Source organism: Mycobacterium hippophais, from assembly GCF_027529605.1.
Taxonomy (GTDB): domain Bacteria; phylum Actinomycetota; class Actinomycetes; order Mycobacteriales; family Mycobacteriaceae; genus Mycobacterium; species Mycobacterium arseniciresistens.
The window spans coordinates 836,107-850,290 of sequence record NZ_JAPZPY010000001.1 but is presented as its reverse complement, the minus strand read 5'-3'; the positions used below and the strand labels follow the sequence as shown (position 1 = coordinate 850,290).

General features: G+C 67.8%; 17 protein-coding genes and 1 tRNA gene. 4 read left to right on the top strand and 14 right to left on the bottom strand.

Features of this window, described 5'->3' with window-relative positions:
- Positions 1-43: 43 nt before the first annotated feature.
- The 3 genes from O6P37_RS04270 to O6P37_RS04260 form a co-directional block, all read right to left on the bottom strand.
- A complete protein-coding gene (locus tag O6P37_RS04270; protein WP_269892865.1) occupies positions 44-367 on the bottom strand; it encodes a hypothetical protein in 324 nt (107 codons plus the stop codon).
- A 378-nt stretch (positions 368-745) separates the two neighbouring features.
- Entirely contained in the window at positions 746-1,150 is a 405-nt protein-coding gene (locus O6P37_RS04265; RefSeq protein ID WP_269892864.1) for an HNH endonuclease, read from the bottom strand.
- A 49-nt stretch (positions 1,151-1,199) separates the two neighbouring features.
- A tRNA-Thr gene (locus tag O6P37_RS04260) sits at positions 1,200-1,274 on the bottom strand.
- 46 nt (positions 1,275-1,320) lie between these two features.
- Between O6P37_RS04260 and O6P37_RS04255 the strand changes: the two genes are divergently transcribed.
- On the top strand, positions 1,321-1,644 hold the full coding sequence (locus tag O6P37_RS04255; RefSeq protein ID WP_269892863.1) for a hypothetical protein: 324 nt from the start codon (positions 1,321-1,323) through the stop codon (positions 1,642-1,644).
- 3 nt (positions 1,645-1,647) lie between these two features.
- On the opposite strand, the gene O6P37_RS04250 is transcribed toward O6P37_RS04255, so the two are convergent.
- The gene (locus tag O6P37_RS04250; protein WP_269892862.1) at positions 1,648-2,388 is read right to left on the bottom strand and encodes a hypothetical protein; all 741 of its coding nucleotides are present in this window, start codon (positions 2,386-2,388) and stop codon (positions 1,648-1,650) included.
- A gap of 94 nt (positions 2,389-2,482) precedes the next feature.
- Between O6P37_RS04250 and O6P37_RS04245 the strand changes: the two genes are divergently transcribed.
- Both O6P37_RS04245 and O6P37_RS04240 read left to right on the top strand, forming a co-directional pair.
- A complete protein-coding gene (locus O6P37_RS04245) occupies positions 2,483-3,202 on the top strand; it encodes a response regulator transcription factor (protein ID WP_269892861.1) in 720 nt (239 codons plus the stop codon).
- A gap of 31 nt (positions 3,203-3,233) precedes the next feature.
- Complete coding sequence (locus tag O6P37_RS04240; RefSeq protein ID WP_408633111.1) at positions 3,234-4,679, top strand: sensor histidine kinase; 1,446 nt, start codon at positions 3,234-3,236, stop codon at positions 4,677-4,679.
- Positions 4,680-4,683: 4 nt separating this feature from the next.
- Here the strand turns inward: O6P37_RS04240 and O6P37_RS04235 are convergent, their stop codons facing one another.
- The 10 genes from O6P37_RS04235 to O6P37_RS04190 all read right to left on the bottom strand — a co-directional run bounded on the left by O6P37_RS04235 (position 4,684) and on the right by O6P37_RS04190 (position 12,515).
- Positions 4,684-5,088, bottom strand: a complete 405-nt coding sequence (locus O6P37_RS04235) for an HIT family protein (RefSeq protein ID WP_269892859.1) — start codon at positions 5,086-5,088, stop codon at positions 4,684-4,686.
- A 92-nt stretch (positions 5,089-5,180) separates the two neighbouring features.
- Complete coding sequence (locus O6P37_RS04230) at positions 5,181-6,044, bottom strand: SDR family NAD(P)-dependent oxidoreductase (protein ID WP_269893168.1); 864 nt, start codon at positions 6,042-6,044, stop codon at positions 5,181-5,183.
- Positions 6,040-6,477 carry a nuclear transport factor 2 family protein gene (locus O6P37_RS04225; protein WP_408633098.1) on the bottom strand — a complete coding sequence of 146 codons (438 nt, stop codon included), beginning with the start codon at positions 6,475-6,477 and terminating at the stop codon, positions 6,040-6,042. Before O6P37_RS04225 ends, O6P37_RS04230 begins: the two co-directional genes overlap by 5 nt.
- A gap of 2 nt (positions 6,478-6,479) precedes the next feature.
- Positions 6,480-7,607, bottom strand: a complete 1,128-nt coding sequence (locus O6P37_RS04220; RefSeq protein ID WP_264013999.1) for an NDMA-dependent alcohol dehydrogenase — start codon at positions 7,605-7,607, stop codon at positions 6,480-6,482.
- 93 nt (positions 7,608-7,700) lie between these two features.
- Positions 7,701-8,240: a nuclear transport factor 2-like protein gene (locus O6P37_RS04215; RefSeq protein ID WP_264013998.1), complete on the bottom strand. Its 540-nt coding sequence runs from the start codon at positions 8,238-8,240 to the stop codon at positions 7,701-7,703.
- 2 nt (positions 8,241-8,242) lie between these two features.
- Positions 8,243-8,449, bottom strand: coding sequence for a ferredoxin (locus O6P37_RS04210; RefSeq protein ID WP_269892858.1), 207 nt, complete (start codon positions 8,447-8,449; stop codon positions 8,243-8,245).
- 6 nt (positions 8,450-8,455) lie between these two features.
- The gene (locus tag O6P37_RS04205) at positions 8,456-9,847 is read right to left on the bottom strand and encodes a cytochrome P450 (protein ID WP_269892857.1); all 1,392 of its coding nucleotides are present in this window, start codon (positions 9,845-9,847) and stop codon (positions 8,456-8,458) included.
- Complete coding sequence (locus O6P37_RS04200; RefSeq protein ID WP_269892856.1) at positions 9,844-10,671, bottom strand: SDR family oxidoreductase; 828 nt, start codon at positions 10,669-10,671, stop codon at positions 9,844-9,846. The genes O6P37_RS04205 and O6P37_RS04200 overlap by 4 nt, the downstream gene beginning before the upstream one ends.
- A gap of 27 nt (positions 10,672-10,698) precedes the next feature.
- Positions 10,699-11,907 carry a cytochrome P450 gene (locus tag O6P37_RS04195; protein WP_269892855.1) on the bottom strand — a complete coding sequence of 403 codons (1,209 nt, stop codon included), beginning with the start codon at positions 11,905-11,907 and terminating at the stop codon, positions 10,699-10,701.
- Entirely contained in the window at positions 11,904-12,515 is a 612-nt protein-coding gene (locus tag O6P37_RS04190; protein ID WP_302912522.1) for a TetR/AcrR family transcriptional regulator, read from the bottom strand. The genes O6P37_RS04195 and O6P37_RS04190 overlap by 4 nt, the downstream gene beginning before the upstream one ends.
- A gap of 185 nt (positions 12,516-12,700) precedes the next feature.
- Here O6P37_RS04190 and O6P37_RS04185 point away from each other — a divergent pair, with 185 nt between their 5' ends.
- Positions 12,701-14,170, top strand: coding sequence for an aldehyde dehydrogenase (locus O6P37_RS04185; RefSeq protein ID WP_269892854.1), 1,470 nt, complete (start codon positions 12,701-12,703; stop codon positions 14,168-14,170).
- Positions 14,171-14,184: the final 14 nt, after the last annotated feature.

The following is a 14,184-nucleotide window of genomic DNA, read 5'->3' as shown; positions in this document are numbered from 1 at the left end:
ATCGTGTCTCCTTGATCGATGGGTTGGCCGGTCACGTCGGGGCTCACCGGGGTCCTCTTCCGCCGCCGCCCCCGCCGCCGGGGCGGTTCGGGCGGTTGGGACGGTCCGGACGGTCGACGCCGGGATCCCACGCGACGTCGAGATCCCAGCCGCTGTTGCAATACCAGTCGTTCTCGCACGGGTAGGGGACCGCCGGGGTGGCTGCTCTGGGCACACCGTCGGAGCCGCGCACATCGCCCTGCGCGCAGATCGTCGTCCCACCCGAGTAGGTGCAGTCCGCTTCCGCCGGAGGCGCCGTGACGATGATCGCCATGGGGACCGCCGCGGCGGCCACCCCCCACGTCAGGTAGCGCCGCTGTGATCGCATGACAGCTCCCGTTCGTCGGATGCGCGGGCGCAGACGCCCGTACAGCCGGAGCATAGGACGCCGGACTAATCGTGGGTCGGGTTCCGACATTTCCATCGAGCGCAATGCATCATGCTGAAATTTCGTCGTAGGAGCATGCGCCGAGGGCCAAGCGTCGGCAAACATGTTCGCGCTGCACGCCTTTGGCTCAAGGAGAAGGCGACTTCCTGGAATCCTGACTTACTGGATGGGCTTGCAATTGCGGCTTGCGAATTCGTGTTCTGGATACTTGCGCGACGACTCGTGCGCGGCTCGAGGATGGAGCGGACATATCCCCAGATATTTCGCCAGCTCGGCGTCGCGGGCACTGGACAGCGGCCGCCCAGGAGACGTTCTACCTCAGTAGGACTGGCCGTCGGCGTACCGCTGCCTGCGGTAGTGACGCCCCTTGCCGCGGTTGCGGTTCTTGAACGTCGGTAGCTGCGAGTCGCAGTTCGGGCAGATCAGCCGAAGGTTCTCCCGTCGGTTGTTGGTCGCATCGCCGTCGATGTGGTCCAGCACGAAGGCCAGGGGAAGATCGAGCCACACATTGGCGCCGCCGCAGATCGCACAGCAGCCCGACTGGGCGGCGGCGATGTAGGTCCGGATGTAATGGCCTCGGCTGCTGCCTGGCCACGCCTCGCCCGATTCGAGCCAACGGCGCGTACCGGTGTCACGCCGAACCGTCGCCTGGCAGGCATTGCTGCAGTAGACCTTCTGGCTGCGCTTCGAGAGCGGTGAACCACAGCCGCGACACTGTCTCACGCCTCGGACGCTACGACGGGCCACCGACAAACCAATTGCCGCCAGATCGTGGAGCCTCCTATCGGGATTGAACCGATGACATTCCGCTTACAAGGCGAACGCTCTACCACTGAGCTAAGGAGGCGACGGGCAGAGTTTACCGGGTTGCGCTCGCGGGGAACCCGCTGCCCGTGACTGTCAAGGACGATCTGCTGGCCGACTTCCCGCACGTGTACCCCGCGCTCCCGCGGGACAGGGTCGAGCGGCTGCTGACCCTGCTCGACCAGAGCGCGGGGACCGAGGGCAGTCTCGCCACGTCCATCGCCACCTCGCTCGAGCCGCTCGCACCCGAGGTGGCCGGCCGCATCAAGTCGTACAAGAGCTCCGACGACGTCGACGACTACGTCCGCATGCTGCGCGGCGCGACCGTGCTGCTGCTCCAGAGGTGGGACGCTGAGCCGCCGGACGCCGACGCGGTCAGCGCTGCGGTGCGAGACCTCGAAGCCGAGGACTGACCCCTACTCGTCGGCCTCGACGATGCGCTGTGAGCGCACCACGGTGGTCGTCGGCGCTGGCCGGTTGCGCGGCCTGCGACCCGGGAACGGAATGCGGTCGGCGATGTTGCTCAGCGGGTTGACCACCTGACTGAGCGTGATCACCGCGTCGCGAAGCGCCTCGATGGTCGGTTCGAGTGCCTCCAGTCCGGGCGCCAACCGGTTCAGGGTGTCCGCGACGGCGGCCAACTGCTCGAGCGGGCCGTTGCGGGCGGTCAGCCTCTCGACGAGCCCACCCTCGGCAAGCAGCCGGTCGGCCAATCCGTCCTCGGCCAGCAGCCGATCGACGATGCCGTCCTCGTCGAGCAGTTGATCGACCAGTCCGCCGGGCTCGATGGCCCGCATCAGGCCGCCGTCCTCCTTGGTCAGCCGGTCCAGCACGCCGCCGGGCATGGTCAGCTTGTCCACCACGCCGCCCGGCTGCAGCAGGCGGTCGATCGGCCCGCCCGGTATCAGCGCCCGCCCGAGCGGCTGGTCGTCGTCCATCAGCCGGGCCAGCCGGTTGGCGCGCTGCACGGCCTCGTCGATGCCCAGCAGGTGCGCCATCGAGTTGGGGGCGTTCCTCGTCTGCGTGCCGGCTTCACCGAGGGTCCGCTGCGCCAGTCCCACCGCGCCGGTGGCGGCGCCCAACGATGCCTCGGCGACGGCGAGTCCCACCCGTGCCGGTGCGGTCGCGAGGTCGACCAGGTTCTTGGCCAGGTTCATCTGACCAGTGTATGAACCGCGCAAGCGTCGATTCACAGGAAGTCCACAGCCGACCCGCAGGAAGACGATAGGCGGAGGGAGGACTCTGATCACCATGGCGATGCCTGCAATGACCGAGTCCGTTCCGGAAGCGCGGGTCCTCGTCGTCGACGACGAGGCCAACATCGTGGAACTGCTCTCGGTGAGTCTGAAGTTCCAGGGCTTCGAGGTGCACACCGCGTCCAACGGCGCGGCGGCGCTGGATAAGGCCCGCGAGGTCCATCCCGACGCCGTGATCCTCGACGTGATGATGCCGGGCATGGACGGCTTCGGCCTGCTGCGCCGGCTGCGGGCCGACGGTATCGACGCGCCCGCGCTGTTCCTGACCGCGCGCGACTCACTGCAGGACAAGATCGCGGGGCTGACGCTCGGCGGCGACGACTACGTCACCAAGCCGTTCAGCCTCGAAGAGGTGGTGGCCCGCCTCCGGGTGATCCTGCGCCGCATCGGACACGGCGTCGAGGAGCCTCGCAGCGCGCGCCTGACCTTCGCCGACATCGAGCTCGACGAGGACACCCACGAGGTGTGGAAGGCCGGCGAACCGGTGTCGCTGTCACCCACCGAGTTCACCCTGCTCCGGTACTTCATCATCAACGCGGGCACGGTGCTGTCGAAGCCGAAGATCCTCGACCACGTCTGGCGCTACGACTTCGGAGGCGACGTCAACGTCGTCGAGTCCTATGTCTCCTACCTCCGGCGCAAGATCGACACCGGCGACAAGCGGTTGCTGCACACGCTGCGCGGCGTGGGGTACGTCCTGCGCGAACCGCGATGAGCGCTTGCGCGAAGAGCCGACGGCGCCGATAGTGCGGCAGGGCGTGCCGCTGCGGGTGGGGCTGGTGGCCGCCACCCTGGTGCTGGTGGCCTGCGGCCTGCTGGCCTCGGGCATCGCCGTCACCACGATCATGCGGCACAGCCTGGAAAACCGGGTCGACCAGACGCTGCTCGAGGCGTCGCGCGGATGGGCGCAGGCCCCCGCCCGGTCGTCGTCGATGCCCGCGGAGGGGCCGAACCCGGCCCGGCCGCCGTCGAACTTCTACGTCCGCGGCGTCGACCCGGACGGCCGGATGTGGATGGCGGTCAACGACCGCGACGCCGAACCGGTGCTGCCCGAAGACAACGACGTGGGCCCCGAACCGGTCACCGTCCATTCGGTCGACCACTCGAACGTGACCTGGCGCGCGATGACGGTGCGTGGGCCCGACGGCACCGTCACCACGGTGGCCGTCGACCTGTCCGACGTGCAGTCGACCGTCCGCGCGCTGGTGTGGTCCCAGGCCGGGATCGGCGCCGCGGTGCTCCTGGTGCTCGCAGTGCTGGGCTATGCGGTGGTGCACCGCAGCCTGCGACCACTGACCGAGGTGGAGGAGACGGCGGCCGCCATCGCCGCGGGCCAGCTCGACCGCCGGGTTCCGCAGCGCGACCCGCGCACCGAGGTGGGCCGACTGTCGCTGGCGCTCAACGGCATGCTCGCTCAGATCCAGCGCGCGGTGGCGTCTTCGGAGTCGTCGGCCGAGGACGCCCGCACCTCCGAGGAGCGGATGCGCCGCTTCATCACCGATGCCAGCCACGAACTGCGCACCCCGCTGACGACCATCCGCGGGTTCGCCGAGCTGTACCGCCAGGGCGCGGCCCGCGATGTGGAGATGCTGATGAGCCGCATCGAGAGCGAGTCGCGACGGATGGGCCTGCTCGTCGAGGACCTGCTGTTGCTGGCGCGTCTCGATGCGCAGCGCCCGCTCGAGCAGCGCCGGGTCGATCTGCTGGCGATGGCCACCGACGCGGTGCATGACGCGCGGTCGATCGCGCCGAAGCGCTCGATCACCCTTGACGTGTTCGACGGTCCGGGCACGCCCGAGGTGCTCGGGGACGAGGCCCGGCTGCGTCAGGTGCTCGGCAATCTCGTCGCCAACGCGTTGCAGCACACCCCGGAGACCGCAGGCATCGCACTGCGGGTCGGCACCGACGGCGACGATGCGGTGCTCGAAGTGTGCGACGAGGGTCCCGGTATGAGTCCGGAGGACGCGCAGCGGGTGTTCGAGAGGTTCTACCGGACAGATTCGTCGCGGGCCCGGGCCAGCGGCGGCACCGGCCTTGGGCTGTCGATCGTGGACTCGCTGGTGTTCGCGCACGGCGGGACGGTCACCGTCTCCACCGCGCCCGGCGAAGGCTGCCGGTTCCGTGTGCAGCTGCCGCGGATCTCGGAGACGCCGGTGGCGGCGAGTTCGGCGGACAACTCTTCGCGGGTGTGACGCCTCAGGTCAGTTCGGCGAGCGCGGCCTTGATCTTGCGCTGAGCGTCGTCGAGCGACTCCGGCGAGGGATTGTTGTCGACGTTCGCGAAGCCGAAGTCCGCGAGATCCCGGGCCGGGAAGACGTGCACGTGCAGGTGTGGCACCTCGAGGCCGGCGATGATCAGCCCGGCGCGCTCGGCGGGGAACGCCTTGATGACGGCCTTGCCGATCAGCTGCGCCACCTGCATCACGCGACCGAAGACCGCGGGTTCGATGCCCTGCCACTGGTCGATCTCGGCGCGAGGGACCACGAGTGTGTGGCCCGGCGTCATCGGCTGAATCGTGAGGAAGGCGACGATGTCGTCGTCCTCGTAGACGAATCGGCCCGGCAGTTCTCCGTTGATGATCTTGGTGAAGACGGTGGCCATGGCCACGAGCATGCCAGATCGCTCTCGCCGCCGAGGCTACGGTTGTTGACGCGATACGCGAGTAGAACCGTCAACAACCGTACTGTCGGCGGTCAACGTGCGGAAAGTAGCGCGTCCAATTCGTCGTGGGTCCACGGCGGCGAATCGTGGTGGTCTCGGTAACCGATGAAACCGGGTGCAGGCCGGGCGAATTCGCCGATGAACCCGCCCGCGGCGATGAAGATCCGGCCGGTGATGTCGCGGGCCCGGTCACTGACCAGGTAGGCGTAGGCCGGGGCGACGTACTCCGGCGGTGCGGCGTCGAGTGCGCCCTGCATGCTGACGTCGTCGAGCAGGCCACGCCGGTTCAGGTCGGCGATGTGTGCTTCGTACTCCGGACCGGTCGAGAGCCGGGTCTTCGCCCCCGGGCAGACCACGTTCGCCCGGACGCCCTTTCCCTTGAGTTCCGCGGCGATCGCCAGCGTGAGCCCGTTGACCGCGCCTTTCCCGGCCGGATAGCCGGTGCCGCCGTAGTCGCCGAGGAACGCGAACGAACTGGTGTTGACGATCGCGCCGCCGCCCTGGGCGACCATCCGCGGCGCCGCGGCCCGGCACGTCTCGAACACCGTGCCGAGATGTGCGTCGAGCAGCTCGCGGAACTCCCCGCTGGTCACCGTGAGAATCGACGACCCCGGCGGCTCGGCGGTGCCTGCGCAGTTCACCAGGATGTCGATGCGGCCGAACTCCTGCACGCACGCGTCGACGAGCGCGTCGGCCACCTCGGGGTCCGCGGGTGAGCCGGCGACACCGTGCGCACCCGGGATGCCCTGCGCGGCAACGGCAACCGCGTCGCGATCTCGGCCGTTGAGCACCACTCCCGCGCCGTGCGCGGCGAGCAGCGAGGCCACCGCGAGGCCCACACCCCGCGAGCCGCCGACGACGACCGCGCCACGCCCGTCGAGCGGGCCTGCGCTAATCGCCCTCGCCCTCCTGGCTGAACTCCATCGAGTCCTCCATGTTCCAGTAGCCGCGCAGGTTCGTGATCAGGCCGTCGTCGTTCACCCGGTAGGTGAAGACGCCCCGCACCGTGGCCACGAAGCCGTTGGGGAAGCGGGTGCGCAGCACCAGGATGTAGGCGATCTCCGTCGGGGAACTCGACGCGAATGTCGCCTCCCGGGTGACGGTCAGCTGGTTGGGGCCGATGTTGGCGTCGAAGAACTCCGACACCGCCTGCTTGCCCCGCACCCCATTGCCGTCCGGGTTGGTGACCGCCTGGCCGATCGGATCCTCGAGCACCACGTCGTCGGCCATCAGGGCCAGCCAGCCGTCCTTGTCGCCGGCCTGCACGCAGCGCCACGACGACTCCGACGCGGTCACCACCGGCGTCTGCTGGGCGGTGTCGGTGCCCACGGTCAGCGGTCCGCGTCGGTGTAGCGGATGATGCCGCGGATGTTGCGGCCCTCGAGCATGTCCTTGTACCCGTCGTTGATCTGTTCGAGTTGGTACTGGCGGGTGATCATGTCGTCGAGGTTGAGCTTGCCCGCCTTGTACATCGACAGCAGCTGCGGGATGTCGTAGTGCGGGTTGCCGCCACCGAAGATGGTGCCCTGCAGGTTCTTCTGCATCAGCGTCAGCATCGCCAGGTTCAGCGTGACGTTGGTGTCGAGCAGGCTGCCGATCGCGGTCAGCACGCAGGTGCCACCCTTGGAGGTGAGGTTGACGTAGCTGTCGACGTCGGCGCCCTTCAGCTCGCCGACCGTGACGATCACCTTCTTGGCCATCAGGCCCCAGGTGACTTCGGCGATGCCGGCGAATGCGGACTCGAGGTCCGGGTAGGTGTGTGTGGCGCCGAACTTCAGCGCCGCGTCGCGCTTCCACTCCACCGGCTCGATCACGAAGATGTTGCGCGCCCCGGCGTTGACGGCGCCCTGCAGCGCCGACATGCCGACGCCGCCGACACCGATCACGGCGACGTCGTCACCCGGGCGGATGTCCGCGGTGCGGGTTGCCGAGCCGTAGCCGGTGGTGACGCCGCAGCCGACCAGGCAGGCCACCTCGAACGGGATGGACGGATCGATCTTTACGACCGAGCTCTTGTGCACCACCATGTACGGGCTGAACGTGCCGAGCAGCGTCATCGGGATGACGGGCTGGCCCTTGGCGTGGATGCGATGGGTGTTGTCGGACACCGCGAGGCCGCCGAGCAGCCCGGCGCCGAGGTCGCAGAGGTTGCGGAGTCCGGCCTGACACGACGGACACCTGCCACACGACGGGATGAACGACAGCACCACGTGATCGCCGGGCGCGATGTCCTCGACTCCCGGACCGACCTCGGTGACGATGCCCGCACCTTCGTGGCCGCCGAGCACCGGGAACCCGGCCATCGGGATGTCACCGGTGACCAGATGGTGGTCGGAATGGCACATGCCCGACGCTTCCATCTGGATCTTGACCTCGTCCTTGACGGGGTCTCCGATCTCGATCTCCTCGATCGACCACGGCTGGTTGAACTCCCAGATGAGAGCGCCTTTTGTCTTCATCAAAAGCTGCCTTCCAATAGAGCCGGTGACCACAGACTAGAGGCATTAGTTAGGTGCGTCACACCCGCCCCCAAGCAACTGCTTGGCCGGGAGTCACCAGATCGGGACCGGCGCGTTGCCGAGGGGGTAGTAGCCAGGCAGTTTCTCGCCGGCCAGGCTGCGTTCGATGCGCTTCTGCATGGTCGCGGTGAGGTCGCCGGACTCGATGAGTTTCATGAACATCTTCTGCACGTGGCCGAAGTCGAAGAAGTCGCGCTGCCACTCGATCTTGAGGTCGTCGTTCAGCCGGAACCAGCTGCCGCCGATGCCGTAGATCTCGTCCTGGGTGCCGTCACCCTTGTTGACGATCTGCTTCCAGAACCCGACGATCTCGTTCTGCTTCTCGTCGATGAGCACCTTCTGGTATTCGTAGTACCAGTTCTCCAGGCCTTCCATCTCCAAACCGAGTGCGGTGTCGCGGATCTCGTCCTTCCCGACGCACATCACGTCCTCTTTGGGACCGATGTTCCAGCCGTAGGTCGCGTCGTCGGTGTAGAACTCGGCCAACGGCTTCCAGTCGCCGGCCTTCTCGGCGTCCTTGTTCGCCTGCAGCCAGCGCTCGACCCAGTTCTCGAGCTGTTCACGTGACGCCATTGTCAGTCCTTCTCTTCGATGGATATTGCTCGGGTAGGGCACATGTCGACAGCCAGCTCCACGGCATCGCGGAGCTCGTCGGGTGGTTCGGGGTCCAGGATCTGGACGACGCCGCGTTTGGGCACCGTGAACACGTCGGGAGCCTCCAGTTCGCACATCGCGTGGCCCTGGCACAGGTCCTCGTCGAGCACGACTCGATAGCAACCCATGTCGGATCAGGCCTCTCCGATTCCCTGGTCACTGCGCTCCTGCCCGCCGGCAGCGCGCTTGCGGTAGCGCACCTTCGCCGGCTGGGCCAGCTGCACGACCATCTTCGAGTGGTCGTTGTGGTAGCTCTCCGCGGGCTGGGCCATTTCGAACTCGTACTCGCGCAACAACACCGAGAAGATCGCCTTGATCTGCATCTGCGCGAACGCCGCACCGACGCAGCGGTGCTTGCCGGCGCCGAAGGGAATCCAGGTCCATCGGTTGGCGACGTCGGCCTGCTCGGGCTTGTTGTAGCGATCGGGGTTGAACGCGTCGGGGTCGGGGAAGTCCTCGGCGATCCGGTTGGAGATCGCCGGTGACGCCGCGACGAAGTCACCCTTGTGGATCGGGAAGCCCTTCACCTCGAACTCGTCCTGCGCGACCCGCATCAGGATGATCAGCGGCGGATGCAGGCGCAGTGTCTCCTTGACCACGTTGTCCAGCTTCGGGATCTGGCGCAGCGCGTGGAAACTCACCTCCTGGCCGTCGGCGTAGAGGTCGTCGAGCTCTGCCCGCACCTCGGCGTAGGTATCGGCGTGGCGGATCAGTTCGATCAGCGTCCACGCCGATGTGCCCGAGCTGGTGTGGTGGCCCGCGAACATCAGCGAGATGAACATCCCCGTGACCTCGTTGGCGGTGAAGCGCGGGTTGTCGTCGTCGTCCTTGATCGACACCAGCACGTCGAGCAGGTCGCGGTCGGCCTTGTCCGCGGGCGGGTTCGCGATGCGTCCGTCCATGATCTCCTGGACCAGGGCGACGAGTTTCACCCGCGACTCGTCGCGGATGCGGAAGCTGTCGATGTCGAGGTAGGGGTCGACGTAGCACAGCGGGTCGGTACCGCGTTCGAGCTGGTGGTAGTAGTGGGCGAACCGGCTGTCGAGCTGCTCGCGGAACTTCAACCCGATCAGGCAGGCCGTCGAGGTGTAGATGGTGAGCTCGGAGAAGAAGTCGAGCAGTTCGATCTCGCCTTCGTCGCCCCATCCGGCGACCATCTTCTTGACCTCGTTCTCGATGGTGGCGGCGTGGCCCTTCATCTGCTCACCGCGAAGTGCGGTGTTGTGCAGCATCTCCGCGCGGCGCTCGGGGTCGGCGTCGAACACCACGCCCTCGCCGAAGATCGGTGTCATGAACGGGTAGGCCTCGGCCTGGTTGAGCTCGCTGTCGCTGGAGCGGAAGAAGAACTCGTTGGCCTCGGACCCGGACAGCATGACGACCTGCTTGTCGGCGAGCTGGAACCAGCCGACGTCGCCGCATTCCTCCCGGATGCGCTTCATCAGGCCGATCGGGTCGGTGCGGAACTCCTCGAGGTGGCCGTGCTCCTCTTCGCCGCCCGAGACGCGGGGAACGATCGCAGTGGTCATGGCTTCAGGTTCTCCTCGTTCAGCTTCAGCTGTTGACGGTCGGCCGGCGCATCGGCCAGCGGTGCTTCGGGCTGGAGCTCCATGTTGGCGATGTATCCGCCGCGCGGTGTCTCGGCGACGAAGGTGATGGCGCGCGCTAGATCCGACGCGCGCAGGAAGTAGTCGTGGCGGGCCTGTCCCCACTTGGCCCAGTCCTCGAGCGCGGGCCCGATCTTGTCGGCGGGCAGGCTCCAGCCCATCGACGTCTTGGTCGGCCCGGGGTGGACGATCGATGCGCGCACGCCGGTGCCCTCGAGTTCCATCTGGAAGTTGTTCACCATGGCCACCAGTGCGGCCTTGGCGGCGCCGTAGGCACCCATGTGCGGCCGCTGCCGAAGTGCCACATCGGATCCCACGAAGATGAGGTCCCCGCGCTGGCGCTCGAGCATGCCGGGCAGCACCGCGGCGGCCAGCCGGTTCGCGCCGACGAGGTGGATCTGCAGCTGCGACTCGAACTCGTCGGTGCTGATCTCGGCCAGCTTGCCGAAGTACGTGTCACCGGCACCGGCCACCAGCACCTCGATGTCGCCCAGTGCGTCGATCGACTGCGTCACGAACGACTTCACCGAATTGGGGTCGGTGACGTCGAGGTGGAAGCCGACCGCTTCGCCGCCGTCGGCGTTGATCTTCCCGACCAGGTCTTCGAGCTTCTCCACCCGGCGGGCGCCGAGCGCGACGGGGAATCCACGGGCGGCCAACTCGATGGCGGTGGCCTCACCGATGCCGGAGGAGGCGCCGGCCACGATGGCGGGTCGGCGTTCGGGAAGTGGAGCAAAACGTGGCATGGAACGTGAGCCTCTCGGGCGGGCTTGTCAGCGGGACTGGAGGGTCATGGGCAGGTGGGCGAATCCGCGGACATTGCTCGAGTGGACGCGGACGGCGTTGGCCTCGTCGACCTCGTATCCGCGGATTCGTTTGAAGAGCTCGGCCAGCGCGACGCGCGCTTCCATGCGAGCCAGGTGGGCGCCGAGGCAGAAGTGCGCACCGGAGCCGAAACTCATCAGCTTCGAACCGATCTCGCGGCCGATGACGAAGTCGTCGGGGTTCTCGAAGACCCGCTCGTCGCGGTGCGCGGATCCGGGCAGCAGCAGCAGCACGTCGCCGTCGGGGATGGTGGTGTCGTACAGCGTCAGATCACCGGCGACGGTGCGGGCCAGGATCTGGCTGGAGGTGTCGTAGCGCAGCGTCTCCTCGACCCACAGCGGGATCCGGGACTCGTCCTGGTAGACCGGCTGGAGCTGGTCGGGGTTCTTGTACCCCCAGAACGCGGCGTTCGCAAGGAGTTTGGTGGTGGTCTCGTTGCCCGCGATCACCATCAGGAACATGAAGCCGAGGATCTCGTCGTCGGTGAGCCGGTCACCGTCGATCTCCGCCTCCAGCAGCGCCGTCGTCAGGTCGTCGGTGGGGTTCTTCCGGCGCTGGGCGACCATCTCCTGGTAGTAGACGATCAGGTTGATCGACGCCTCGATCGCCTCCGGTGGCACGTCGGTCACGCCGTCGTCGCGGTGCATCACCCCGTCGGCCCAAGCCCTGACCTGGTCGCGGTCGGGTTGCGGCACCCCCATCAGCTCGGAGATGACGTCCATCGGCAGCTTGCCCGCGAATTCGTTGACGTAGTCGACGGTCGCGTCGCCGTCGGCCTTCTCCATCATCGCGTCGAGGTGCTGCACCGCGATCTCGGTGACCCGCGGTTCCAGCTCGCGGATGCGGCGTGGGGTGAAGCCCTTGGAGACCAGGGTGCGCAACCGCAGATGCGCCGGGTCGTCCATCGCGAGGAAGGACATGGTCTTGGCGGCGTGCGGTCCGCGTGACGCCGGGTCCAGTGACACGCCGAACTTGTTCGACAGCGTGGTGCTGTTGCGGAAGCCCTGCAGCACGTCGGTGTGGCGCGACAGCGCCCAGAATCCGAGGGCCTCGTTGCGGTACAGCGGCGCCTCGTCGCGCAGGCGCTGGTAGTACGGGTACGGATCCTCGTGGAAGTCGTAGTCGTACGGGTCCAGTACGACGTCAGAAACGGTCACTTGTCTTCTCCGAGGATGAGGCCGACGACGTAGGACAGCCGGTCGGCGATCTGGTGGTAGGTGAAGGCGCCGCTGCCCGCGTTGACCAGCGCGCCGAAGAACGTCATCTCCAGGGCCGCGACCGCACGCGGGTCGGCGTCCGGGCCGACCGCGGAACGGATGCGGCGGTGGATCTCGGCGCCGATGCGGTCGCGCACCTGGCGGACGGTCGGGTCGGTGCCGGTCAGCAGTGCGGTGGTGCACGCCGCGGCAACCTCCGGCTCGTCGGCCACCGTCAGCGCCATCGCCCGCAGCGCCTGCGCGACGCGGGCCTGCATGGGCTCGTTCACATCGGTGAAGAACGGCACCTTCTTGATCAGGTCGAGGTAGACCTCGGCGATCAGGTGGTTCTTCGACGAGAAGTAGGTGTAGGCGGTGGCGGGCGCCACCTTGGCCCGGGCCGCCACCGCACGGACGGTCAGATCCGCATACGACGACTCGCGCAGCATCTCGACCCCGGCGGTGAGCACCTTGCGAAAGGTCTCCTCCTGCCGGCGGTTGCGCGGCGCCTTGACCACGTCGGCCGGCGAGCTGCCGTCTGTGATCGCGACCACTGCATCACTGGACACATGTCCAAGTTATCCGACGTCTGCACCGCGAGGCAAGCCGGAGCCGCAAATTGGCCGTGCGCATGCGCTTTTCGGATGTCACGGCGGAGCCGCAGGTGGCCGGGCCTTGCGGGGCGGTCGGGCCGAAGGCTATGGTTCGACGGAACAGCGCCGGACAGTTGTCCAGTGACGAGACGGGAGTGCGGATGACGCTGCTGGGCGATCGAGAGAGTCGGCTGCTGGTCGACGGCAAGTTGGTGACCGGCAGCGGCGGCACGTTCGCCACGGTCAACCCCGCCACCGAGGAGACGCTCGGTGTCGCGGCGGACGCGACGGCCGAGGACATGGGTGCGGCCATCGAGGCCGCCCGCCGGGCCTTCGACGACACCGGCTGGTCGACCGACGTCGAGCTGCGCGTCCGGTGCATCCGGCAGCTGCAGCAGGCGATGCGCGACCACGTCGAGGAACTGCGAGACCTCACCATCGCCGAGGTGGGCGCGCCGCGGATGCTGACGGCGGCCGCACAGCTCGAGGGTCCGGTGGAGGATCTCAGCTTCTGCGCCGACACCGCGCAGGGCTACGAGTGGACGTCCGATCTGGGTGTCGCGTCGCCGATGGGCATCAAGACCCACCGCACGATCGCCAGGGAGGCGATCGGCGTCGTCGGCGCCATCACACCGTGGAACTTCCCGCACCAGATCAACCTCGCCAAGGTCGGACCCGCCCTGGCGGCGGGAAACACGCTGGTGCTCAAGCCCGCGCCCGACACACCCTGGGCGGCGGCGGTGCTCGGCGAGCTGATCACCGAGCACACCGACTTCCCGCCGGGCGTGCTCAACATCATCACCTCGAGCGACCACGCGGTGGGCGCGCTGCTGTCGAAGGACCCGCGCGTCGACATGGTGTCGTTCACCGGGTCGACCAACACCGGACGGGCCGTGATGTCCGACGGCGCGGCCACGCTGAAGAAGGTCTTCCTCGAGCTGGGCGGCAAGTCGGCGTTCCTGGTGCTCGACGACGCCGACCTGGCGGGTGCGTGCTCGATGGCGGCGTTCACCGCGTCGATGCACGCCGGTCAGGGCTGCGCGATCACCACGCGGCTGGTGGTTCCCCGGGCCCGGTACGACGAGGCCGTCGAGGCGGCCGCCGCGACCATGGGCGGGCTGAAGCCGGGCGATCCGAACAAGCCGGGCACCATCTGCGGGCCGGTGATCTCCGCGCGCCAGCGCGACCGGATCCAGGGCTACCTGGACTCGGCGATCGCCGAGGGCGGCCGATTCGCCTGCGGCGGTGGCAGTCCCGCCGACCGTGACACCGGCTTCTTCATCGAGCCGACGGTGATCGCGGGCCTCGACAACAGTGCGAAGGTGGCGCGCGAGGAGATCTTCGGACCGGTGCTGACGGTGATCGCCCACGACGGCGACGACGACGCCGTCCGCATCGCCAACGACTCGCCCTTCGGCCTGTCCGGCACCGTCTTCTCGGCGGACGAGGACCGCGCCGCGGGCATCGCCGCCCGGCTGCGCGTCGGCACGGTCAACATCAACGGCGGAGTCTGGTACTCGGCAGACATGCCGTTCGGTGGTTACAAGCAGTCCGGCATCGGCCGGGAGATGGGACTCGCCGGCTTCGAGGAGTACCTCGAGATCAAGGCGATCGCCAAGGCAGCGAAGTAGAAAGCGGAGGCCTG

Bases quoted from the DNA above. Each gene is read 5' to 3' on its own strand.
- O6P37_RS04215 (WP_264013998.1), bottom strand. From the start codon at position 8,240: ATGGCGTCACGTGAACAGCTCGAGAACTGGGTCGAGCGCTGGCTGCAG.
- O6P37_RS04210 (WP_269892858.1), bottom strand. From the start codon at position 8,449: ATGGGTTGCTATCGAGTCGTGCTCGACGAGGACCTGTGCCAGGGCCAC.
- O6P37_RS04220 (WP_264013999.1), bottom strand. From the start codon at position 7,607: ATGAAGACAAAAGGCGCTCTCATCTGGGAGTTCAACCAGCCGTGGTCG.
- O6P37_RS04250 (WP_269892862.1), bottom strand. From the start codon at position 2,388: ATGAACCTGGCCAAGAACCTGGTCGACCTCGCGACCGCACCGGCACGG.
- O6P37_RS04205 (WP_269892857.1), bottom strand. From the start codon at position 9,847: ATGACCACTGCGATCGTTCCCCGCGTCTCGGGCGGCGAAGAGGAGCAC.
- O6P37_RS04235 (WP_269892859.1), bottom strand. From the start codon at position 5,088: ATGGCCACCGTCTTCACCAAGATCATCAACGGAGAACTGCCGGGCCGA.
- O6P37_RS04200 (WP_269892856.1), bottom strand. From the start codon at position 10,671: ATGCCACGTTTTGCTCCACTTCCCGAACGCCGACCCGCCATCGTGGCC.
- O6P37_RS04245 (WP_269892861.1), top strand. From the start codon at position 2,483: ATGGCGATGCCTGCAATGACCGAGTCCGTTCCGGAAGCGCGGGTCCTC.
- O6P37_RS04270 (WP_269892865.1), bottom strand. From the start codon at position 367: ATGCGATCACAGCGGCGCTACCTGACGTGGGGGGTGGCCGCCGCGGCG.
- O6P37_RS04185 (WP_269892854.1), top strand. From the start codon at position 12,701: ATGACGCTGCTGGGCGATCGAGAGAGTCGGCTGCTGGTCGACGGCAAG.